Raw genomic sequence first — 20,726 nt, forward strand, 5'->3', positions numbered from 1 at the left:
GCGGACTGTCGGTGCCGGTGCGTACGCTGGCAGACATGCGTCCCGCAGCAGAGCTCAAGCGCCAGGTCGCGCCGCTGAAGGTCGAGAGCGAGTTCGACCCGGCCGGCGACCAGCCAGCCGCCATCGCCGACCTGGAGCGCCGGATCAACGCCGGCGAGCAGGATGTCGTGCTGCTCGGCGCCACCGGCACCGGCAAGACCGCAACCATCGCCTGGTTGGCCGAGCGGTTGCAGCGGCCGATCCTGGTGATGCAGCCGAACAAGACGCTCGCCGCCCAGTTCGCCAACGAGTTGCGCCAGCTCTTCCCGAAGAACGCGGTGGAGTATTTCGTCTCCTACTACGACTACTACCAACCCGAGGCCTATGTGCCGCAGACCGATACCTACATCGAGAAGGACTCCTCGCTCAACGAGGAGGTCGAGCGGCTGCGGCACTCGGCGACCAACTCGCTGCTGACCCGGCGCGACGTGATCGTGGTCGCGACCGTGTCCGCGATCTACGGGCTGGGCTCGGCGCAGGAGTATCTCGACCGGATGGTCACGGTCCGGGTCGGCGACACGATCGACCGCGACCGGTTGCTGCGCGACCTGGTCAACATCCAGTACACGCGCAACGACGTCGCGGGCACGCGGGGCACCTTCCGGGTACGCGGGGACACGCTCGAGGTCTTCCCGAAGTATGAGGAGATGGCGGTCCGGATCGAGCTGTTCGGCGACGAGGTCGAGCGGTTGATGACGATGCACCCGCTGACGGGTGAGGTGATCTCCGAGGATGAGGAGATCCACCTGATGCCGGCCAGTCACTATGTTGCGGGGCCGGAGCGGATGGAGCGGGCGATCCGCGGGATCGAGGCCGAGCTGGAGGAGCGGCTGGCCGAGCTGGAGGGGGAGCAGAAGCTGCTCGAGGCGCAACGGCTGCGGATGCGTACCACCTACGACATCGAGATGATGCGGCAGATCGGCACGGCGTCGGGGATCGAGAACTATTCGCGTCACATCGACGGCCGGGCGCCCGGCAGCCCGCCGAACTGCCTGCTCGACTACTTCCCCGACGACTTCGTGCTGGTGATCGACGAGTCGCATGTCACGGTGCCGCAGATCGGCGGGATGTACGAGGGCGACATGTCCCGCAAGCGCACGCTCGTCGAGCATGGGTTCCGGCTGCCCAGCGCGATGGACAACCGGCCGCTGACCTTCGAGGAGTTCAGCGACCGGATCGGGCAGACCGTCTACCTGTCCGCGACCCCGGGCGACTACGAGATCGCCCGCAGCGACGGTCACGTCGAGCAGATCATCCGCCCGACCGGGCTGGTCGACCCCGAGGTCGTGGTGAAGCCGACCAAGGGCCAGATCGACGACCTGATGGCCGAGATCAAGGCCCGTGCCGAGCGCAACGAGCGGGTGCTGGTCACCACGCTGACCAAGAAGATGGCCGAGGACCTCACCGACTACCTGCTGGAGAACGGGGTGCGCACCCGCTACCTGCACTCCGAGGTCGACACCCTGCGCCGCGTCGAGTTGCTCCGCGAGCTGCGGATGGGGGAGTACGACGTGCTGGTCGGCATCAACCTGCTCCGCGAGGGGCTCGACCTGCCCGAGGTGTCGCTGGTCGCGATCCTGGACGCCGACAAGGAGGGCTTCCTGCGCAGCGACAAGTCGCTGATCCAGACGATCGGTCGCGCGGCGCGCAATGTCGCCGGCCAGGTGCACATGTACGCCGACAAGATCACCCCGTCGATGGCGGCCGCGATCGACGAGACCAATCGGCGCCGCGAGCTGCAGGCCGCCTACAACGCCGAGCACGGCATCGACCCGCAGCCGCTGCGCAAGAAGATCGCCGACATCACCGACATGCTGGCCCGCGAGGATGCCGACACGTCCAAGCTGCTCGCCGAGTACTCGGGGCAGGGCAAGGGCCGGCAGCGGGTGAAGTCGCCGGTGCCGCGCGATGTGGACCGGGTCAGCTCGCGAGACCTGACCGACCTGCCGGCCACCGAGCTGGCCGATCTCGTCACCGAGCTCACCGACCAGATGAATGCGGCGGCGGCGGAGCTGCAGTTCGAGGTTGCGGCGCGGCTGCGCGACGAGATCTCGGACCTGAAGAAGCACCTGCGCCAGCATCTGGAGGCGACCCGCTGACGCGTTTTCGCAGATCCGCGTCCGCCTGCGATACTGGACGGCGCGGAGGGGAGTATTCCTGCAACGCGGACGCCGTCATCACGGCGCGGCCATCGGTCGCCCCGGTGTCCTCGGCCCGGACCGGGCGGAAGAGACCTCCAGGATTCATCACACATGTGCAGTGAGTGTCTTGGAAGGGTTCTGAGTGAATATCCATCTGTATGTCTGGATCATCACCGCGGTGGTGCTGGTCGGCGTGCTGGCCTTCGACATCTTCATCATCGGACGGCGCCCGCACGAGCCCTCGATGAAGGAAGCCGGGATCGCGGTCGCGATCTATGTCGGCCTGGCGGTGATCTTCGGAATCGGCGTGACGATCTTCGCCGGGCCCCGTTACGGCGGTGAGTTCTTCGCCGGCTGGCTGACCGAGTACAGCCTGTCGATGGACAACCTGTTCATCTTCATCATCATCATGGGCTCGCTGAAGGTGCCGCGGCACCTGCAGCAGTTCGCGCTGCTCGTCGGCATCGTGCTGGCGCTGATCTTCCGCGGCATCTTCATCGCAGTCGGGGCGGTCGCGATTGACCGGTTCGCCGCGGTCTTCTACCTGTTCGGCCTGTTCCTCATCTACACCGCGATCAAGCTCGCCGTCGACTACAGCAAGCATGAGGAGGAGACCGGCGACAATGCGATGGTCCGGTTCGCCCGCCGGCACCTTCCCTTCGTCGACGAGTACCACGGCACCAAGCTGACCGCGAAGATCGACGGCAAGCGCGTGCTCACCTCGATGGCACTGGTGATCATCGCCCTCGGCAGCGCCGACATCCTGTTCGCCCTGGACTCGATTCCCGCGATCTACGGGCTCACCCAGGAGCCGTTCCTGGTCTTCACCGCGAATGTCTTCGCCCTGATGGGTCTGCGACAGCTCTACTTCCTGATCGGCGGGCTGCTGAAGCGGCTGGTCTACCTGTCGCTCGGCCTGTCGGTGATCCTGGCGTTCATCGGCGTGAAGCTCTTCCTGCACGCGATGCACGAGTCGGGTCAGTACGCGGGGACGCCCGTGGTCGGGCCGGCGATGCAGTGGGCCTATGACACGGTGAAGACGCTGCCGAACGAGGGCGAGATCCCGATCTGGCTGTCGCTGACCGTGATCATCGGCGTGCTGTTGATCACCACCGTGGCCAGCCTGATCCGGTCCAGGTGGAATGTCGAGCACGGCCTGGAGCCCGACGCCCACGGCCGCGAGGAGACCGCCGCGGCCAGGGACCCGGAAGAGGTCCGCGCCGCCCATGAGCGCGAGGCGGGGACCGGCTCGGAGAATGACACCGATCGGCCGCTGCACAATCCGCACGACCTGCGCTGACGGTTCCGGTGTGAGCTGACGCCCGCTGGCGTCCGCGCAGCGGGCGTCAGCTCACGACGAGATCCCGGCGGAGCACGATCACCGCCCGTGGTCGGGTTGGCCCGGGCTGCGATGTCACCAGCCGCGGTCCCGCCACTCCGTGAGGTGGGGTCGTTCGGCGCCGAGGGTGGTGTCGTCGCCGTGGCCGGGGCGTACCACCGTCGCGTCGTCGAACGCACCGAAGACCGACGATTCGAGATCGTCCATCAGCGAGCCGAAGTCGGTCGGGTTTGCGGTCTTGCCGGGCCCGCCGGGGAACAGCGAGTCGCCGGTGAAGAGCTGGGTGGGGCGGCCGTCGCCGGGGCGGTACGCCAGCGCGATCGAGCCCGGGGTGTGACCGACCAGCCCGAGCACCGCGAGCTCGGAGCCACCGATGCCGATCGCGTCGCCGGTCCACACCGGCTCCGGCCGGGTGCCGGTCGCGTCGGCGATGGCGGCGGCGTCGGGGCGACCGGCGACCAGCCGGGCCCCGGTGTCGCGGGCCAGCTCGGCCAGCGCGCCGATGTGATCATGGTGCCGGTGGGTGGTGACGATGGTGCCGACCTCGGTGTCGCCGATCAGGGCCCGCAGCCGGTCCGGTTCGGCGGCGGCATCGATCAGCACGGCCGGGGCGTCGTCGGGGATCAGCAGGTAGGCGTTGTTGTCCATCGGGCCGACCGACAGCTTGCTCAGCGTCAGCCCGGGACCGATCTGTTCGACCAGGGGCGGGCCGCCGGGGTCGACGTGGCCTGCGTTCATCGTTGCCTCCTCCTCGGTGTGGCTCGGCGCGGGTGGATCAGTAGGGCGGCGGGGCGATGCCGTCGGCACCGGTCACCGCACCGCCGTCGCGGCCGGTCAACCAGCCGAGCAGCGCGGCCGGCGTACCCTCCACGACCGCGGTCGGTTCGCCCTCGCCGACGGACAGCTCGCCGCCCTCCCAGCGCAGCAGCACCGGCGGCATCTCCGGCTTGCGGCCCATCCGTCTGCTTGCCCATTCGAGCAGGGCCTGCAGGGCCGGGCCGTCGGCCTCGGTCAGCGAGTAGCCCAGCGCCAGGTCGGCGTGGTGCAGGACGACCTCGCCGAGGCGGGCCACCCCGAGCAACCCGGCGGGCACCTCGGCCCCGCCACGCATCGTCACGACCGCGTCGAGCCGACCGCTCTCGGCGAGCTCGTCGAACGCCTGGCCGAACCGGCCGGCGCTGGCGTCCAGATCCTGTTGCAGCTCCAGACCGGACCGGGTAGCCCCCTCGGCGATCTCTGCGTCGCGCACCTCGTCGGAGGGATACATCTGCGCCGGGGTGCCGTCGAGCGCGCCACGGATCAGTCGGACCAGCCCGTCGGCATTGCGGGCGATGTGGGTGGCCAGGTGGGCGCGGGTCCACCCGGGCAGGGAGCTGGGCTCGTGCCACTGCTCGTCGGTGACGGCGATCGTCGCGCCGAGAAGGTGTTGGGTTTCGTGTGCGAGGCTCGCCCGGAGGTCGTCGGCAGCGGTCATGGCACCACGGTATCCCGGCCGTCGGCGCTCGGATTCGTTGTGTCGGAGGGAGCGCATACGATCGGCGGGTGACCGATCAGTTGCTGGTGCGCGGTGCCCGCGAGCACAACCTGCGCGACATCTCGCTCGACCTGCCGCGGGATGCGCTCATCGTCTTCACCGGGCTGTCCGGGTCGGGCAAGTCCAGCCTCGCGTTCGACACGATCTTCGCCGAGGGCCAGCGCCGCTACGTCGAGTCGCTGTCGGCGTACGCCCGGCAGTTCCTCGGCCAGCTCGACAAGCCCGACGTCGACTTCATCGAGGGATTGTCGCCGGCGGTCTCGATCGACCAGAAGTCGACGAGCCGCAATCCGCGCTCCACCGTCGGCACGATCACCGAGGTCTATGACTACCTGCGGTTGCTGTTCGCCCGCGCCGGGCACCCGCACTGCCCGGTCTGTGGCGCGCCGATCAGCCGGCAGAGCCCGCAGCAGATCGTCGATCGGCTGCTGGAGCTGGAGGAGGGTACGCGGTTCCAGGTGCTCGCGCCGGTGGTGCGCGGCCGCAAGGGCGAGCACGTCGACCTGTTCCGCAATCTCGCGACCCAGGGCTTCAGCCGGGTCCGCGTGGACGGCGAGGTGCACCAGCTCACCGACCCGCCGACGCTCGACAAGCGCCGCAAGCACGACATCGACGTGATCGTGGACCGGATCGCGGTCAAGCCGAGCGTCAAGCAGCGGCTGACCGATTCGGTCGAGACGGCGCTCGGTCTGGCCGGCGGTGTGGTGGCGGTCGATTTCGTCGACCGCGAGGCGAAGGCGCCGGACCGGGAGCGGCGGTTCTCCGAGAAGATGGCCTGCCCCAACGGGCACGACATCGCCATCGACGAGCTCGAGCCGCGGCAGTTCTCCTTCAACGGACCGTGGGGCGCCTGTCCTGCCTGTTCCGGGCTGGGCACGCGGATGGAGGTCGACCCCGAGCTGGTCGTGCCCGACGAGGAGAAGAGCCTGGCCGAGGGCGCGATCACGGTCTGGACCAACCGCAACATGGCCGACTACTACGACAAGGTGATGCGCGCGCTGGCCGCCGAGCACAGCTTCTCGATGGATACGCCGTGGCGGGCCCTGCCGGCCCGGGTGCAGAAGCTGCTGCTGCACGGGCAGCGGGACAAGATCACGGTGCACTATCGCACCCGGCACGGGCGCAACATGTCCTGGCAGGCGAAGGTCGAGGGCGCCGTCGGCTACATCGAGCGGCGGCACCGCGAGGCCGAGACCGATTCCACCCGCGAGCGGTTCGCGGGCTACATGCGCGAGGTGCCCTGTCGGACCTGCGACGGTGCCCGGCTCAAGCCGAGCTCGCTCGCCGTCACCGTCGGCGGCAAGAACATCGCCGAGATCGCCGCGCTGTCGATCGATGAGGCCGCCGCGTTTCTCGGCGGCCTGGAGCTCTCCGACCGCGAGCGGCAGATCGCCGACCGGGTGCTGAAGGAGATCAACGAGCGGCTGCGGTTCCTGCTCGACGTCGGGCTGGACTACCTGACGCTGTCCCGGGCGGCCGGCAGCCTGTCCGGCGGGGAGGCCCAGCGGATCCGGCTGGCGACGCAGATCGGTTCCGGGCTGGTCGGCGTGCTCTACGTCCTGGACGAGCCGTCGATCGGCCTGCACCAGCGCGACAACCGGCGGCTGATCGACACCCTGCTGCGGTTGCGGGGGATGGGCAACACGCTGATCGTCGTGGAGCACGACGAGGACACCATCCGGACCGCCGACTGGGTCGTCGACATCGGCCCGGGGGCGGGGGAGCACGGCGGCAATGTGGTCGTCTCCGGACCGGTGCCCGAGTTGTTGGAGTCGAGTGAGTCGCTGACCGGGGCGTACCTTTCGGGGCGCCGGTCGATCCCGCTGCCGGCGAGCCGCCGCCCGCGCACCCCCGGCCGCGAGCTGACGGTGCACAAGGCGACGGAGAACAATCTGCGCGATGTCACCGTGAGTTTCCCGCTCGGTGTGCTGACCGCGGTCACCGGGGTGTCCGGCTCGGGCAAGTCGACGCTGGTGAACAAGATCCTCTACACCGCGCTGGCCAAGGAGATCTACAACGCCCGAGAGGTGCCGGGGCGGCACCAGAAGATCACCGGCACCGACCAGATCGACAAGATCATCCATGTCGACCAGTCGCCCATCGGGCGCACCCCGCGGTCGAATCCGGCCACCTATACCGGAGTTTTCGATCATGTCCGGCGACTGTTCGCGGAGACGCCGGAGGCAAAGGTGCGCGGCTACCAGCAAGGCAGGTTCTCCTTCAACATCAAGGGGGGCCGCTGCGAGAACTGCGCGGGCGACGGCACGATCAAGATCGAGATGAACTTCCTGCCGGATGTCTACGTGCCGTGCGAGGTCTGCCACGGTGCGCGCTACAACCGGGAGACACTCGAGGTGCACTACAAGGGCCGGACCATCTCCGAGGTCCTGGACATGCCGATCTCGGAGGCGCTGGAGTTCTTCGCGGCGATTCCGGCGATCGCGCGACACCTGCAGACCCTGGTCGACGTGGGTCTCGGCTATGTGCGGCTGGGGCAGCCGGCGCCGACGCTGTCCGGCGGTGAGGCGCAGCGCGTGAAGCTGGCCTCGGAGCTGCAGAAGCGCTCGACGGGCCGGACCATGTATGTGCTGGACGAGCCGACCACCGGCCTGCACTTCGAGGACATCCGCAAGCTGCTGCTGGTGCTCGGCCGGCTGGTCGACGCCGGCAATTCGGTGGTGGTGATCGAGCACAACCTCGATGTGATCAAGACCAGTGACTGGATCATCGACATGGGGCCCGAGGGCGGGACCCGGGGCGGTCAGGTGATCGCGGAGGGTACGCCGGAGCAGGTGGCGGCAGACCCGGATTCGCACACGGGCGCGTTCCTGGCCGAGGCGCTGCGGGGCAGCGAGGTGCCGGTCGGTAGCCGCCCCCGGGCCGAGCGCAACGGGGCGGCGAGTGCGACCGCTGCCAAGAAGTCTGCCCGCAAGCGGACCACGAAGAAGGCGGCCGCGAAGTCCTCGACCTCCTCGCGGAAGCCGGTGTCGGCCAAGCGGCGCAAGGCGCTGCTGTCCTGAGCGGCCTGCCGCCGATCAGGAATCGCGCTGCCACTTCAGCAGGGCGAGCGCCAAGGCGGTGCGGTTGGGCTGATCGAGCTTGCGCAGCAGGCTGGACACATGGTTCTTCACCGTGCCCTCCGAGAGCACCATCCGTTCGGCGATCGCCTGGTTGGTCGCCCCCTCGGCGACATGTCCGGCGACGACGCGCTCGGTCGGGGTGAGGCGCGCGAGCGGACCCGGCCCGTCCGGCCCCGGTGATCGCGGCCCGACCACCAGCCGGGCGACCCGCGGATCGATGATCAACTCGCCGCGCAGGACCCCGCGTACCGCCTCGGCCAGCCGCTCCGGGGAGGTGTCCTTGAGCAGGAAGCCGGCGGCCCCGGCCGCCACGGCCGCCGTCACGACCGGCTCGTCGTCGAACGTGGTCAACACCAGCACCGGCGTGCCCGGGTGTCTCTCGGCGCATGCGGCGACCAGCGCCGGACCGTCCATGCCGGGCATCCGGGCGTCCGTCAGTACCACCGACGGACGGTACTTGTCGATCATCGCCAGGGCCTCGGCCCCGTCGGCGGCCTCCGCCACGACGTCGATCCCGTCCTGAAGTTCCAGCAGCATCCGCAGCCCGCGCCGCAGCAGTTGTTGATCATCGACGATCAGCACGCCGATCATCGGGAATCCCCCGGCGTGGGCAGCGGCAGCCGGGCGCGCAGCGCGAACCCGCGCTCGATGGGGGTCGCGTCGATGCGCCCGCCGAGCTCGCCGGCGCGATCTGCCAGCGAGCGCAGGCCGAATCCGGGGATCGGTGAGCAGGGCTCGGGGGAGGCGGGCTCCGCCGCGGCGCGCGCGGATTCGTCGATCACCGACAGCTCCAGCGAGTCGGGCCGTCGTCGCCAACCGATGCTGACCCGATCGGGCGTACCGTGCCGCAGGGCATTGGTCAGCCCTTCCTGGACGAACCGGCGGGCGAACAGCTCGATCTCCTCCGACGGAGCGGCGGCGGCGCCGGTCGCCTGCACGGTCACGGTCAGGCCCGTCCCGCGGAAGGAGTCCGCGATCGCCTCCAGCGCATCGGCGCCGGTCGCGCCCGGTCTGGTGGCCGGGGCCAGCGCGCGTACCCAGCGGCGCATCTCGGTGAGCGTCTGCCCGGCCACCCGGCGCGCCGCGGAGATCTCGGCGTCGGCGCGGCCGGGCTGGCGTTCGCGCGCCCGTTCGGCGAAGTCCAGCGCCATCGTGATCATCGTCAGCCGATGGCCCAACCCGTCGTGCAGTTCCCGCGCGGCCCGCGCGCGCTCCTCGGCCAGCACCAGCTCGCGCTCGGCCTCGCGATTGCGCAGCACATCGGCGGCGAGCCGCTCCGATCGGGTGAGTTCGGCGGCGTACGCGCGGACGAACCAGGCGATCGTCAGCCCCAGGGCGAGCAGCAGGGCGTTCAGCGGAAGCTCGCGCAGGCTGTCCGGCCCGCCGCCCGGCACGAGCAGCCCGAGCAGCGTACCGATCGTCAGCAGGCCGAACGCCAGCGCCAGGCTCGCCGCGCGGCCCACCGCGAGGGTGATCACGATCAAGGCCGGCAACATCAGCACCAGCAGATTGCCGAACAGGGAGACCAGCGCGGCGAGCACGGCGAAGGCGATCGCCGACACGAGGCCGCCGCGCCCGGAACGCCAGTACGCCCAGACCGCGGCCAGCGGGATCAGCATCGCCGCGATGACCCCGAGATAGGACGGGTCCGGCGAGCGATCGGCGACCAGGATCGAGGTGATCGGCCCGACCAGCAGGCACAACCCGAACAACGCGTCCAGGATCCGTGCCGCCGGTCTCGGCAGCCGCGGCGCGGGACCGTCGCGAGGCGCCCGGCCGGGGCCGCCACCCTGGCTCGCGTCATGGTCCGGGTCGTCCGTCACGGGGCCAGCCTAGGCAGCCGGGGGCTGCTCGACCCATGACCGCCGTCATGGGTCGCCCCGGCCGGATCATGACGTCGGGGTGGCGCACCGGTCGCGGCACTCGTCGAGGCTGATCACATGATCAAGAAGATTCTCCTGGTGTTGGCTCGATTCGCTGTCGCGATGGTGATCATGACGGTGGCTGCGCTGGTGCCGTCGCTGCTGCTGATCCCGGTGAGCGCCGTCCTGGCCGATCCGGCGCGCGTCACCGAGGCGATGGCGCTGAAGGTTGCGAGCTGGCTGGTTGTGCCGCTGGTGGTCGTGGCGCTGGTCGCGGTGGTGGCGCGGTACTGGGATCGCCGCTCGCTGGCCTCCCTCGGCCTGGTGTTCACCCGCCGGACGCTGGTGATCGGGCTCGTCGTGCTCGGCGCCTCGACCGCGCTCTCGGCGGCCGCCACGGCCCTCGCGGCTGCGCTCGGCGCCCGCCCGGAGCCCAGCGAGCTGGCGGGCATCCCGCCCGCGCTGTTGGCGGCCTACATCGTCGCGCGGGCGCTCTTCCTGCAGGGCTTCGGCGAGGAGCTGATCTGGCGGGGCTGGTTCCAGCGCACCGTGCCCACCGGGCCGGTCACCGCAGCGGTGCTCTCCGCGATCTTCTTCGCGGTGCCGCACCTGCTGTCCGGCGGCGGCCAGCAGTCGCTCGTCGAGCGCTTCCTCTATCTCGTGCTCCCGTTCGGGTTCGGGCTGGCGGCGGCCGGGCTGGCGCTGCGCACGGGCTCGCTGTGGGCGGCGGTCGGGGTGCACACCGGGTTCCACTTCGGCTGGTCGTTCCTCGCCGTGCTCGGCATCACGGCCGGCGGCCCGATCGCCTGGCTGCTGCAGGGCGCGGCATTCGTCATCGTCGGCGTCGTCGCGTTGGCCGGCGGCGCGGCCGGGATCGCTCGGCAGCGCGACTCACGGCCGACCGGGGTACCCATGGGATGATCGGGCCCATGCCGGAACCGCTCCCGCTCGACCCGATCGCCGAGGCGCACCGTCAGTGGACGGCCCACGGTTGGGGCGAGGTCGCCGACGGGATGGCGGCGGTCACCTCGCTGATGCGGGCGCAGCAGATCGTATTGGCGCGCGTCGAGGAGGTGCTGCGGCCGTTCCAACTGACCTTCGCCAGGTATGAGCTGTTGATGCTGCTCAGTTTCAGCCGGGCGGGGGCGCTGCCGATGGCGAAGGCCAGCGCGCGGCTGCAGGTGCACCCGACGAGCGTGACCAACGCGGTGGACCGGCTCGAGTCGGCCGGCCTGGTACGCCGGGCGCCGCACCCGAGTGATCGCCGGGCCACGTTGATCGAGCTGACCGGCGACGGGCGAGAGCTCGCGATGGAGGCGACCGGCAAGCTGAACGCGGAGGTGTTCGGCAATGTCGGGCTGCCGGGTGATCATCTTGGTCCGCTGCTGCAGATCCTGGCGGGGATGCGTCGCGATGCGGGCGACTTCGAGGATGGCGCCGGCCGCTGGTAGCGCGGACCCGCCGGTTCTCGGGCCGGCGCCGCACCGTGGTCGTGGCCTACCGGTGCTTGAACTCGGGGTCGCGCTTCTCGACGAAGGCGGACATGCCCTCCTTCTGGTCCTCGGTGGCGAACGTCGAGAAGAAGGTACGCCGCTCGAACCGCACGCCCTCGGACAGCGTCGTCTCCAGCGCCACGTTGACCGCCTCCTTGGCCATCATCACGACGGGCAGGGACTTGGCGCCGATGGTCTCGGCGACCGCCACGGCCGCATCCACCAGCTCGGCCGCCGGCACGATTCGGGCAACCAGCCCGGACCGTTCGGCCTCCTCGGCATCCATCATCCGTCCGGTCAGCACCAGGTCCATCGCCTTCGACTTGCCGACCGCGCGGGTCAGACGCTGCGTACCGCCCATCCCGGGAATCACGCCGAGGTTGATCTCGGGCTGTCCGAACTTCGCGCTGTCCGCGGCGATGATCAGGTCGCACATCATCGCCAGTTCGCACCCGCCGCCGAGCGCGTAGCCGGCGACCGCTGCGATGATCGGCTTGCGGATCTTGGTGATCCGGTCCCAGTCGGAGAACAGATCGCCGCCGTAGACATCGGAGAACGACCGGGACTGCATCTCCTTGATGTCTGCCCCGGCGGCGAAGGCCTTCTCCGATCCGGTGATCACGATCGCGCCGACCGCGGGATCGGTGTCGAAGGCCCGGGCGGCCGCGATCACCTCCTCCATCAGATCGCGGTTCAACGCGTTCAGCGCCTTCGGCCGGTTCAGCGTGATCAGGCCGACGCGCCCGCGCTGCTCGACGGTGATGTTCTCCGGGTTCTGCTCGCTCATTGCTCCACCTCGCTGGTCGACCGGTCACGGATGTCGTTGATGATCGCCGAGAAGTCCAGGCCGCCCCCGCCGGAGCTGGCGAAGCGGTGGTACATCTCGGCCGCGTGCAGCCCGAGCTCTGCCGCCACCGCATTGTTGCGTACCGCGTTCGAGGCCAGCCCGAGGTCCTTGTCCATCAGCGCGGCGGCGAATCCCGGCCGGTAGTCGTGGTTCGCCGGACTGGTCGGCACCGGCCCCGGGATCGGGCAGTTGGTGGTCAGCGACCAGCACTGTCCGGACGCATTCGCGGCGACATCGAACAACGCCTGATTGCTCAGCCCCAGCTTCTCGCCGAGGACGAACGCCTCGCTGACCGCGATCATGGAAACCCCGAGGATCATGTTGTTGCAGACCTTCGCCGCCTGACCGTTGCCCGGGCCGCCGCAGTACACGATCTTGCGGCCCATCGCCTCCAGCAGCGGCTGCGCATCGGCGAAGTCGTCCTCGGTGCCGCCGACCATGAACGCCAGCGTGCCCGCCTCGGCGCCCACCACGCCGCCGGAGACGGGGGCGTCGATCGCGCGGTGCCCTGAGCGCGTCGCCAGATCGTTGGCGGCGCGCGCATCGGCCACGTCGATGGTCGAGCTGTCGATGAACAGCGTGCCCGGATCGGCCGCCGGCAGGATCGCGACGTACGCCTCCTGGACCAGCGCCCCGTTCGGCAACATCGTGATCACGACCTCCGCCCCGCGCACGGCGTCCTCCGCCGCGCCGACGACGGTGATCCCGTGCTCCTCGGCCCGGGCGACCGCCTCCGGCACGGGGTCGAAACCGGTCACCCGGTGCCCGGCCCGTACAAGATTGGCCGCCATCGGTCCGCCCATGTTGCCCAGCCCGAGGAAGGCGATGCGGCGGGACTGCTCGGGCTGTGTGCTCATCTGTGACTCCATCGTCGTCCTTGCGGTCAAGCCTTGTTGATCATGGACCGGGCGATCACGACCCGCATGATCTCGTTCGTGCCCTCGAGGATCTGGTGGACCCGGAGGTCGCGGACGATCTTCTCGATGCCGTACTCGGCGAGATAACCGTAACCCCCGTGCAGTTGCAGAGCCTCGTTGGCCGCGGCGAATCCCGCGTCGGTGGCGAAACGCTTCGCCATCGCACACAGCTCGACCGCATCGGAAGCCCCCCGGTCCAGGGCGTCGGCGGCCCGCCAGAGCAAGCTTCGCGCCGCCTCCAGCTCGGTCCGCATGTCGGCCAGCCGGAACTGCAGCGCCGGATTGTCGATCAGCGCGCCACCGAATGCGTGCCGGCCGGACAGATAGGGCAGCGTGGCATCGAGCGCGGCCTGGCCGCCGCCGACCGAACAGGCGGCGATGTTGAGCCGACCGCCGTTCAGGCCCTGCATCGCGATCCCGAATCCACCGCCCTCGCCGCCGAGCAGGTTCTCGGCCGGTACGCGGGCATCGTCCATGATCACCTGCCGCGTCGGCTGGGAGTTCCAGCCCATCTTCCGTTCCTCGGCGCCGAAGCCGAGTCCCGGCGTACCCGACGAAACGACGAAGGCGGAGATCCCGCGGGCACCCGCCTCGCCGGTCCGGGCCATCACCACATAGACCTCCGAGGTGCCGGCACCGGAGATGAACTGCTTGACCCCGTTCAGGACGTAGTGATCACCGTCGCGGCGTGCGGTGGTGGCGAGCGCCGCGGCGTCGGAGCCCGCACCGGGTTCGCTGAGGCAGTAGCTGGCCAGTTGTTCCATCGAGCACAGGCCCGGCACCCAGGCCTTGCGCTGCTCGTCGTTGCCGAACCGATCGATCATCCAGGCGGCCATGTTGTGGATGGACAGGTACGCCGCGACCGACGGATCGCCCTTGGCCAGCTCCTCGAAGATGCGTACCGAATCCAGCCGCCGCAGGCCGGAGCCGCCGACATCCTCGCCGACATAGACCCCACCGAGCCCGAGCGCGGCCGCCTCGCGCAACACGTCGACCGGGAAGTGCTTGGCCTGGTCCCACTCGACCGCATGCGGTGCCAGCCGTTCGGCGGCGAACTCGCGCGCGGTGTCGCGGATCGCCCGATCCTCCTCGGTCAGCTCGAACATGATCAGTCCATCGTCGGGATGACGAAGTGGTCCGCGTTCTCCTTCATGCCGGACGGCCAGCGCTGGGTGACGGTCTTGGTCTTGGTGTAGAAGCGCACCGAGTCCGGGCCGTGCTGGTTCAGGTCGCCGAAGCCGGACCGCTTCCAGCCGCCGAAGGTGTGGTAGGCGATCGGCACCGGGATCGGCACGTTCACGCCGACCATGCCCACATTGACCCGGTTGGTGAAGTCGCGCGCGGTGTCGCCGTCGCGGGTGAAGATCGCGACACCGTTGCCGTACTCGTGTTCGGTGGGCAGGCGTACCGCCTCCTCGTAGTCGGCGGCGCGGACCACGCTCAGTACCGGTCCGAAGATCTCCTCGCGATAGATCTTCATCTCGGGGGTGACCTTGTCGAACAGGGTGGGCCCGGTGAAGAAGCCGTCCTCGTGCCCGTCCAGGGAGAAGCCGCGGCCGTCGACCGCCAGCTCGGCGCCCTCCTCGACGCCGGAGGCGATGTAGTCCTCGACCCGCTGCTTGGCCTGCGCCGTGACCAGCGGCCCGAAGTCGGCCTTCTCGTCGTCGCTGCGACCGATCCGCAGGTTCGCGATCCGCTCCTTCAGTCGCGGCACCAGGGCCTCCGCGGCCTCCTCGCCGACCGGCACGGCGACGGAGATCGCCATGCAGCGCTCGCCGGCCGAACCGTACCCGGCGCCGATCAGCGCATCCGCGACGGCGTCCATGTCGGCGTCGGGCATCACGATCGCGTGGTTCTTGGCGCCGCCGAAGCACTGCGCCCGCTTGCCGTGGGCGGTCGCGGTCTCGTAGATGTACTGCGCGATCGGCGTCGATCCGACGAACCCGACGGCGGCGATGCGCGGGTCGGTGAGCAGGGTGTCGACGGCGCCCTTGTCGCCGTTGATCACGTTGAACACGCCCTTGGGCAGGCCGGCCTCGATGAACAGCTCCGCGAGTCGCAGCGGCACCGAGGGGTCGCGCTCGGACGGCTTGAGCACGAAGGCATTGCCGCAGGCGATCGCGGGCCCGGCCTTCCACAGCGGGATCATCGCGGGGAAGTTGAACGGGGTGATCCCGGCCACGACGCCGAGCGGCTGGCGCATCGAGTAGACATCGATGCCGGTGCCGGCCGATTCGGTGTACTCGCCCTTCAACAGGTGCGGGATGCCGATCGCGAACTCGATCACCTCCAGCCCGCGCTGGATGTCGCCCTTGGCGTCGGGAATGGTCTTGCCGTGCTCGGCCGAGAGCATCGCGGCAAGATCATCCATCTGGTCGTTGACGAGCTGCAGGAAACGCATCAGCACGCGTGCCCGCTTCTGCGGGTTGGTCGCCGCCCATGCCGGCTGGGCCTGTTCGGCGCTGGCGATCGCGGCCTCGACCTCGGCGGAGTCGGCGAGCGGTACGCGGGCCTGGACGGCGCCGGTATTGGGATCGAAGACGTCGGCGAAGCGCCCCGAGCTGCCCGGGACGGGCGCGCCGTCGACGAAGTGGGTGAGTTCTCGAACGTCCATGTCCGATGCCGTCCTTGCCTGTCGGGGTGCGCCCTGGTCGGGAAGCGTGGAAGTGCGGCCATCGTATTACTAGGAAGTCCACGTACCTGCGGTGGGGGCGGGTACGCGGCCCGACCCGACGGGCCGATCAGCCGATGTTGATCATGCCGTCCGCCTCCGAGGCCGGCAGCTCGGCCAGCGGCTGCTCAGCCGGACCCTCGACGACGGCGCCGTCGGTGATCGAGAAGACCGAGAAGTGGCACGGGCAGACGATTCCCTCGGCGCTGACCTCGCCGACCTCGCAGCCCTGATGGGTGCAGACGGGGGAGAAGGCCTTGAACTGGCCGGCCTCGGGCTGGGTGACGACCGCGACCCCGGGCAGGACGACGCCCCCGGCGACCGGGACGTCCTCGGCCCGGATGCCGGCGCCGCTCGCTCCGCTGTCGACCGGCGGCGACCCCGGGGTCGCCGGCTGTCGCTGTTCGGGCTCCTGCTCGGCCGGCGCGCAGGCGGTCGCGGCCAGTGCTCCGCCCGCGGCGATCAGCCCGCCGAGCGCCAGCACCCTGCGGCGGTCGGTCGTCGGTGGTTCGTCCGACGGGAGAGATGCGCCTGCGGCTCGGGTCGTGGGCTCCGTCATCTGAACGCCTTTCCATTCGGCGAGGTCGGGTGCGGCACATGTTAGGTGGCCGCCTTCGGGGCCGTGGACGCGCGAGCGAGACGCCGTCTCTCATGTCGGACACCGGGATCAAAGTAAATAAAATCAGTTGAGATAGACCACATGAACCTGAGGCGGCACCGATGAATGACCTGAACCCGACCGGCAGCCCGGCCCGTGGCCCGCTGCTGGGTCTGACGCTGGACGGATTCGGCACCCACCCCGAGGCCTGGCGGGCGACGCCCGGCGACCCGCGCCGGGTCTGGCGGGCGGACTTCGCGCTCGATCTCGTGCAGCGGGCCGAGGCGGCAGGGATCGACTTCGTGCTCTTCGGCGACGAGAACCGGACCGACGCGTCGCGTGGGCGCCTCGACCCGATCGTCCTCGCCGCGCGGATCGCACCGGTCACCACCGCGATCGGGCTCGTCGCGGAGACGGCGGTGAGCCATCGGGAGCCGTTCCACGTGGCGAAGGCGCTGGCCACGTTGGACCACATCTCGCGCGGCCGCGCCGGCTGGTCGGTCCAGGTCGACACGAGTGCCGCCGGGGCCGCGCGCGTCGGCCACCGGCCAGCGCCGACCGCCGCCGAGGCGGGGCGCGAGGCCCGCGAGGTGGTCGAGGTCGTCCGTGCCCTGTGGGACTCCTGGGAGGACGATGCGGTGATCCGGGACCGCCCGACCGGCCGGTTCGTCGATCGCGACAAGCTGCACTACGTCGACTTCACGGGCGAGTTCTTCACCGTCAGGGGTCCGCTGATCACGCCCCGGCCACCGCAGGGCAACCCGCCGGTGCTGGTGCGCTCCGGCGTACCCGACCCCGCCGCCGAACTGGCCGATGTGGTGACCGGCGATACCGGCCCGGCCGGCGCGCCGCGGCTGGCAGAACTCGAGGTGACGGTCGACGTGCGGGGCTCGCGGGCGCGCGCCCGGGCGGCGGAGCTGGCCGCGGCGTCCGCCGCCGAGACCGCCCCCGCCGACCGACCGCGCTTCGTCGGGTCCGCCGCGGACCTCGCGACGCGGATCGGCGAACTGGCCGGCGACTTCGATGGCGTCCTGCTCCGGCCCGCCGTGACCGCGCTCGACGTGCCGGTGATCACCGGCGTGGTCGTGCCCGACCTGATCGAGCGCGGCGTCCTGCACCGCACCGCGCCGGACCGGTTGCGCAACCGGTTCGGTCTGCCCGCCGCCGCCAACCGTTACGCGGCCTGACGCCGCCCGGCCACGACCCGCCCCGACCGACAGGAGACGATCATGACCGAGCCGACGACGCGCCGCGAGGTACGCCTCGCGGCGCACTTCCCGGGGGTCAACCACCACACCGTGTGGTCGCACCCCGATGCCGGCAGCAACATCGACTTCGCCTCGTTCCGGCACCTCGCCCAGACCGCCGAGCGCGGCCTGTTCGACTTCTTCTTCCTCGCCGAGGGCCTGCGGCTGCGCGAGCGCAAGGGCCTGATCCACGACCTCGACGTCGTCGGCCGGCCCGACACCATCCCGGTGCTGGCCGCGCTCGCTGCGGTGACCGAGCGGCTGGGGCTGATCGGCACGATCAACGCGACCTTCAACGAGCCCGACCAACTGGCCAAGGAATTCGCCAGCCTCGACCTGCTCAGCGACGGGCGCGCCGGCTGGAACGTGGTCACCTCCTCCGACGCGTTCACCGGCGAGAACTTCCGCCGCGGCGGCTATCTCGACGCCGCCGATCGCTACGTCCGCGCCGCCGACCTGGTCGCCGCCGCCCGCCAGCTCTGGGACAGTTGGGACGACGACCCGATCGACCCGTTCGGCAAGGCGCTGCTGCGCGAGGGCGCCGTGCGCGACTTCTCGCGTACCTCCGAACAGTTCGACATCGCCGGCACCTTCGGCACGCCCCGCCCGGCCCAGGGGCACCCGGTCATCCTGCAGGCCGGCGACTCCGCCGACGGCCGCGACTTCGGCGCCCGGACGGCGGACGCGATCTTCGCGCGCTGGTGGGAGACGCCGGAGAAGCGCCGCGAGTCGTTCGCCGACTTCAAGCGCCGCGCGGCCTCCTTCGGTCGCGGCCCGGACGAGTTGTTGATCTTCCCCGGCGTCAGTTTCGCCCTCGGCGACACCGAGCAGGAGGCGCGCGAGAACGATCGGGAGATCCGGCGCGGCCAGATCACCCCGCAGACCGCGATCGCCCTGCTCGAACACGTCTGGAACCGCGACCTGTCCGGCTACGACCCGGACGGTCCGCTGCCCGCCATCGAGCCGGACCGCTCCGAGAAGGCGATCGTCAAGGGCCAGTCCCGCCGCAACGACGCGCCCGACCTCGCCGACCGCTACCGCGCGATCGCCGCCGAGAAGAACCTCAGCATCCGCGAGTTGATCATCGAGGTGCAGGCCAGCCGGACCTTCGTCGGTACGCCGAAGACGGTCGCGCGGGCCCTCGCCGATGCCGTCGACAACGGCGAGGCCGACGGCTACATCCTGGTGCCGCACCTGATCCCCGCCGGGCTGGACGAGTTCGTCGACTCGGTGGTGCCGGAGCTGCAGGACCTCGGCGTCTATCGCACCGAGTATCCGGGGGAGACGCTGCGGGAGAACCTGGGGCTGCGCCCCGCCGGCGCCCAGCCGGTCGCCGATCCCGCCTCGCACCGGGTGGCATCGTGACCGCCCGCAGGTACGCCCGCCTCGGGCTGGCGGCCCTCGGGGCAGGACTGGCGCTCGCGCTCACCGCCTGCGGGGGCGCGGGCGGCAATCCCGCCGGGGACACGCCCTCGGAGTTCCGGTTCGCGCTCGCTTCGGACCCCGGCTGCCTGAACCCGCGGGTGGCGGGCAACAACGACGCGGCGTACCCGTCGCGACAGTTGGTCGACTCGCTGACCGACCAGGATCCCGAGACGGGCGAGATCGTTCCCTGGCTGGCCGAATCGTTCACCCAGTCCGACGACGCCAAGGAGTTCACGTTCAAGCTCCGGCCGGGGGTGACCTATTCCGACGGCACGCCGGTCGACGCCCGGTCGGTCAAGGACAACTTCGACGAGGTGATCCGCAACGGCGCCAGCCAGGGCACGTCGCTGCAGTTCCTCAGCGGGTACGCCGGCACCGACGTGGTCGACGAGCTGACGGCGCGGGTCCGGTTCCGCGAGCCGAATGCGCAGTTCCTGCAGGCCTCGGCCAGCCACTTCCTCGGCCTGCTCGCGAAGTCCTCGCTGGACACCGACCCGGCCGACCGGTGCGCGGGCAATCTGGTCGGCAGCGGCCCCTTCGTGCTGGAGTCGTACGCGGCGAACAGCGAGGTGGTGGAGACCCGCCGCGCCGACTATGACTGGGGCTCCTCGCTGTGGGCCCGCAAGGGCGCGGCGGCCAGCGACCGGCTGATCTTCCCGATCATCGCCGAGTCCGGGGTCCGGTCCGGCTCGCTGCGCTCCGGCCAGGTCGACGCGATCGGCGGCGTCGCGGCGCAGGACGAGCAGGCCCTGTCCGCCGCCGGTTTCACGCTGCAGTCGCGGCCCAATCCGGGCGTGGTCTTCGGCCTGCGGTTCAACGTGAAGCGCCCGATCACCTCCGACGTGCGGGTCCGCCGGGCCTTCGCCAGGGCGATCGACGCCGGTGCGATCACCTCGGCGGTGCTCAGCCCGAGCTTCCGCGCCGCGAGCAGCCCGATCGCTGCGAACACCCCCGGCTGGGTGGACCTGTCCGAGCAGTTGCGGCCCGACCCGGCCGCCGCGGCGGCCCTGCTGGACGAGGCGGGCTGGCTTACCGGCCCGGACGGCATCCGCGTGAAGGACGGCGAACGGCTGCACCTGGTTGCCTACTGGGGCACCAACTTCAATCCGAACCAGGCGGCGCTGGAGCTGCAGCAACAACAACTGCGCGCCGTGGGCATCGAACTGGAGCTGCGCCAGACCCAGATCGGCAAGCTCAACGAAACCCTCAGCACAGGTGACTTCGACCTGGCCTGGGGCAACTCGACCCGCCCCGATCCCGACATCCTGCGCAACATCTACTGGCAGGACGGGGTGGCGCCCTACGGCATCGAGGACAAGGAGTTGATCAAGGAGTTCACCGCGCTGCAGCGGACCACCGACCGGGCGGCCCGGCTGCGGCATGCCGAGAATGCCCAGCGGATCATCATCGAGCAGGCCTACACCGCGCCGGTGTTCGAGTTGACCACCGTGCTGGGGCTGTCGAAACAGGCCCGCGACGTCCGGTTCGACTCCTACTCCCGGCTGCAGTTGCACGCCGCCCGGGTGGAGTGAT

17 protein-coding genes are annotated in these 20,726 nt (G+C 70.3%); 8 read left to right on the forward strand and 9 right to left on the reverse strand.

Features of this window, described 5'->3' with window-relative positions:
• The first annotated feature begins 35 nt into the window (after positions 1-35).
• Together uvrB and GGQ54_RS13530 are read left to right on the forward strand one after the other, a co-directional pair.
• Complete coding sequence (gene uvrB / locus GGQ54_RS13525; RefSeq protein WP_179445860.1) at positions 36-2,138, forward strand: excinuclease ABC subunit UvrB; 2,103 nt, start codon at positions 36-38, stop codon at positions 2,136-2,138.
• Positions 2,139-2,322: 184 nt separating this feature from the next.
• Positions 2,323-3,480 carry a TerC/Alx family metal homeostasis membrane protein gene (locus GGQ54_RS13530; RefSeq protein ID WP_179445861.1) on the forward strand — a complete coding sequence of 386 codons (1,158 nt, stop codon included), beginning with the start codon at positions 2,323-2,325 and terminating at the stop codon, positions 3,478-3,480.
• A gap of 114 nt (positions 3,481-3,594) precedes the next feature.
• Here the strand turns inward: GGQ54_RS13530 and GGQ54_RS13535 are convergent, their stop codons facing one another.
• Both GGQ54_RS13535 and GGQ54_RS13540 read right to left on the reverse strand, forming a co-directional pair.
• Positions 3,595-4,257, reverse strand: a complete 663-nt coding sequence (locus GGQ54_RS13535) for an MBL fold metallo-hydrolase (protein ID WP_179445862.1) — start codon at positions 4,255-4,257, stop codon at positions 3,595-3,597.
• A 37-nt stretch (positions 4,258-4,294) separates the two neighbouring features.
• Positions 4,295-4,993 (reverse strand): maleylpyruvate isomerase family mycothiol-dependent enzyme, encoded by a 699-nt coding sequence (locus tag GGQ54_RS13540; RefSeq protein WP_179445863.1) that lies wholly within the window; start codon positions 4,991-4,993, stop codon positions 4,295-4,297.
• A gap of 68 nt (positions 4,994-5,061) precedes the next feature.
• Here GGQ54_RS13540 and uvrA point away from each other — a divergent pair, with 68 nt between their 5' ends.
• Entirely contained in the window at positions 5,062-8,073 is a 3,012-nt protein-coding gene (gene uvrA, locus GGQ54_RS13545) for an excinuclease ABC subunit UvrA (RefSeq protein ID WP_179445864.1), read from the forward strand.
• 15 nt (positions 8,074-8,088) lie between these two features.
• On the opposite strand, the gene GGQ54_RS13550 is transcribed toward uvrA, so the two are convergent.
• Complete coding sequence (locus GGQ54_RS13550) at positions 8,089-8,724, reverse strand: response regulator (RefSeq protein WP_179445865.1); 636 nt, start codon at positions 8,722-8,724, stop codon at positions 8,089-8,091.
• Positions 8,721-9,956 carry a histidine kinase gene (locus GGQ54_RS17450; protein ID WP_179445866.1) on the reverse strand — a complete coding sequence of 412 codons (1,236 nt, stop codon included), beginning with the start codon at positions 9,954-9,956 and terminating at the stop codon, positions 8,721-8,723. Before GGQ54_RS17450 ends, GGQ54_RS13550 begins: the two co-directional genes overlap by 4 nt.
• A gap of 117 nt (positions 9,957-10,073) precedes the next feature.
• On the opposite strand from GGQ54_RS17450, the gene GGQ54_RS13560 reads away from it, so the two are divergent.
• The gene (locus GGQ54_RS13560; RefSeq protein ID WP_179445867.1) at positions 10,074-10,916 is read left to right on the forward strand and encodes a CPBP family intramembrane glutamic endopeptidase; all 843 of its coding nucleotides are present in this window, start codon (positions 10,074-10,076) and stop codon (positions 10,914-10,916) included.
• Between the two features lie 8 nt (positions 10,917-10,924).
• The gene (locus GGQ54_RS13565) at positions 10,925-11,446 is read left to right on the forward strand and encodes a MarR family winged helix-turn-helix transcriptional regulator (protein WP_179445868.1); all 522 of its coding nucleotides are present in this window, start codon (positions 10,925-10,927) and stop codon (positions 11,444-11,446) included.
• A gap of 46 nt (positions 11,447-11,492) precedes the next feature.
• Here the strand turns inward: GGQ54_RS13565 and GGQ54_RS13570 are convergent, their stop codons facing one another.
• From GGQ54_RS13570 to GGQ54_RS13590, 5 genes are all read right to left on the reverse strand, one after another.
• Positions 11,493-12,275, reverse strand: coding sequence for an enoyl-CoA hydratase (locus tag GGQ54_RS13570; RefSeq protein ID WP_179445869.1), 783 nt, complete (start codon positions 12,273-12,275; stop codon positions 11,493-11,495).
• Entirely contained in the window at positions 12,272-13,192 is a 921-nt protein-coding gene (mmsB, locus tag GGQ54_RS13575; protein ID WP_179445870.1) for a 3-hydroxyisobutyrate dehydrogenase, read from the reverse strand. The genes GGQ54_RS13570 and mmsB overlap by 4 nt, the downstream gene beginning before the upstream one ends.
• Positions 13,193-13,218: 26 nt before the next feature.
• Positions 13,219-14,358, reverse strand: a complete 1,140-nt coding sequence (locus GGQ54_RS13580; protein ID WP_179445871.1) for an acyl-CoA dehydrogenase family protein — start codon at positions 14,356-14,358, stop codon at positions 13,219-13,221.
• A gap of 2 nt (positions 14,359-14,360) precedes the next feature.
• Entirely contained in the window at positions 14,361-15,866 is a 1,506-nt protein-coding gene (locus tag GGQ54_RS13585) for a CoA-acylating methylmalonate-semialdehyde dehydrogenase (protein ID WP_179445872.1), read from the reverse strand.
• A 127-nt stretch (positions 15,867-15,993) separates the two neighbouring features.
• Complete coding sequence (locus GGQ54_RS13590; RefSeq protein WP_179445873.1) at positions 15,994-16,482, reverse strand: Rieske (2Fe-2S) protein; 489 nt, start codon at positions 16,480-16,482, stop codon at positions 15,994-15,996.
• A gap of 161 nt (positions 16,483-16,643) precedes the next feature.
• Between GGQ54_RS13590 and GGQ54_RS13595 the strand changes: the two genes are divergently transcribed.
• Genes GGQ54_RS13595 through GGQ54_RS13605 form a run of 3 tightly spaced genes read left to right on the forward strand, consistent with a single transcriptional unit; the run spans position 16,644 to position 20,725 of the window.
• Positions 16,644-17,708, forward strand: a complete 1,065-nt coding sequence (locus GGQ54_RS13595) for an LLM class flavin-dependent oxidoreductase (RefSeq protein WP_179445874.1) — start codon at positions 16,644-16,646, stop codon at positions 17,706-17,708.
• A 42-nt stretch (positions 17,709-17,750) separates the two neighbouring features.
• A complete protein-coding gene (locus GGQ54_RS13600; RefSeq protein ID WP_179445875.1) occupies positions 17,751-19,133 on the forward strand; it encodes an NtaA/DmoA family FMN-dependent monooxygenase in 1,383 nt (460 codons plus the stop codon).
• Complete coding sequence (locus tag GGQ54_RS13605) at positions 19,130-20,725, forward strand: ABC transporter substrate-binding protein (protein ID WP_218843872.1); 1,596 nt, start codon at positions 19,130-19,132, stop codon at positions 20,723-20,725. Before GGQ54_RS13600 ends, GGQ54_RS13605 begins: the two co-directional genes overlap by 4 nt.
• Position 20,726: the final 1 nt, after the last annotated feature.

Origin of the sequence: Naumannella cuiyingiana (assembly GCF_013408305.1) — a bacterium.
GTDB lineage: Bacteria > Actinomycetota > Actinomycetes > Propionibacteriales > Propionibacteriaceae > Naumannella > Naumannella cuiyingiana.

What these genes read in the sequence shown, in the direction of transcription:
- GGQ54_RS13550 (WP_179445865.1), bottom strand. Translation starts at nt 8,724, where the DNA reads ATGATCGGCGTGCTGATCGTCGATGATCAACAACTGCTGCGGCGCGGG.
- GGQ54_RS13595 (WP_179445874.1), top strand. Translation starts at nt 16,644, where the DNA reads ATGAATGACCTGAACCCGACCGGCAGCCCGGCCCGTGGCCCGCTGCTG.
- GGQ54_RS13600 (WP_179445875.1), top strand. Translation starts at nt 17,751, where the DNA reads ATGACCGAGCCGACGACGCGCCGCGAGGTACGCCTCGCGGCGCACTTC.
- GGQ54_RS13590 (WP_179445873.1), bottom strand. Translation starts at nt 16,482, where the DNA reads ATGACGGAGCCCACGACCCGAGCCGCAGGCGCATCTCTCCCGTCGGAC.
- GGQ54_RS13570 (WP_179445869.1), bottom strand. Translation starts at nt 12,275, where the DNA reads ATGAGCGAGCAGAACCCGGAGAACATCACCGTCGAGCAGCGCGGGCGC.
- mmsB (WP_179445870.1), bottom strand. Translation starts at nt 13,192, where the DNA reads ATGAGCACACAGCCCGAGCAGTCCCGCCGCATCGCCTTCCTCGGGCTG.
- GGQ54_RS13580 (WP_179445871.1), bottom strand. Translation starts at nt 14,358, where the DNA reads ATGTTCGAGCTGACCGAGGAGGATCGGGCGATCCGCGACACCGCGCGC.
- GGQ54_RS13535 (WP_179445862.1), bottom strand. Translation starts at nt 4,257, where the DNA reads ATGAACGCAGGCCACGTCGACCCCGGCGGCCCGCCCCTGGTCGAACAG.
- uvrB (WP_179445860.1), top strand. Translation starts at nt 36, where the DNA reads ATGCGTCCCGCAGCAGAGCTCAAGCGCCAGGTCGCGCCGCTGAAGGTC.
- GGQ54_RS13560 (WP_179445867.1), top strand. Translation starts at nt 10,074, where the DNA reads ATGATCAAGAAGATTCTCCTGGTGTTGGCTCGATTCGCTGTCGCGATG.
- GGQ54_RS13585 (WP_179445872.1), bottom strand. Translation starts at nt 15,866, where the DNA reads ATGGACGTTCGAGAACTCACCCACTTCGTCGACGGCGCGCCCGTCCCG.
- GGQ54_RS13565 (WP_179445868.1), top strand. Translation starts at nt 10,925, where the DNA reads ATGCCGGAACCGCTCCCGCTCGACCCGATCGCCGAGGCGCACCGTCAG.
- GGQ54_RS13540 (WP_179445863.1), bottom strand. Translation starts at nt 4,993, where the DNA reads ATGACCGCTGCCGACGACCTCCGGGCGAGCCTCGCACACGAAACCCAA.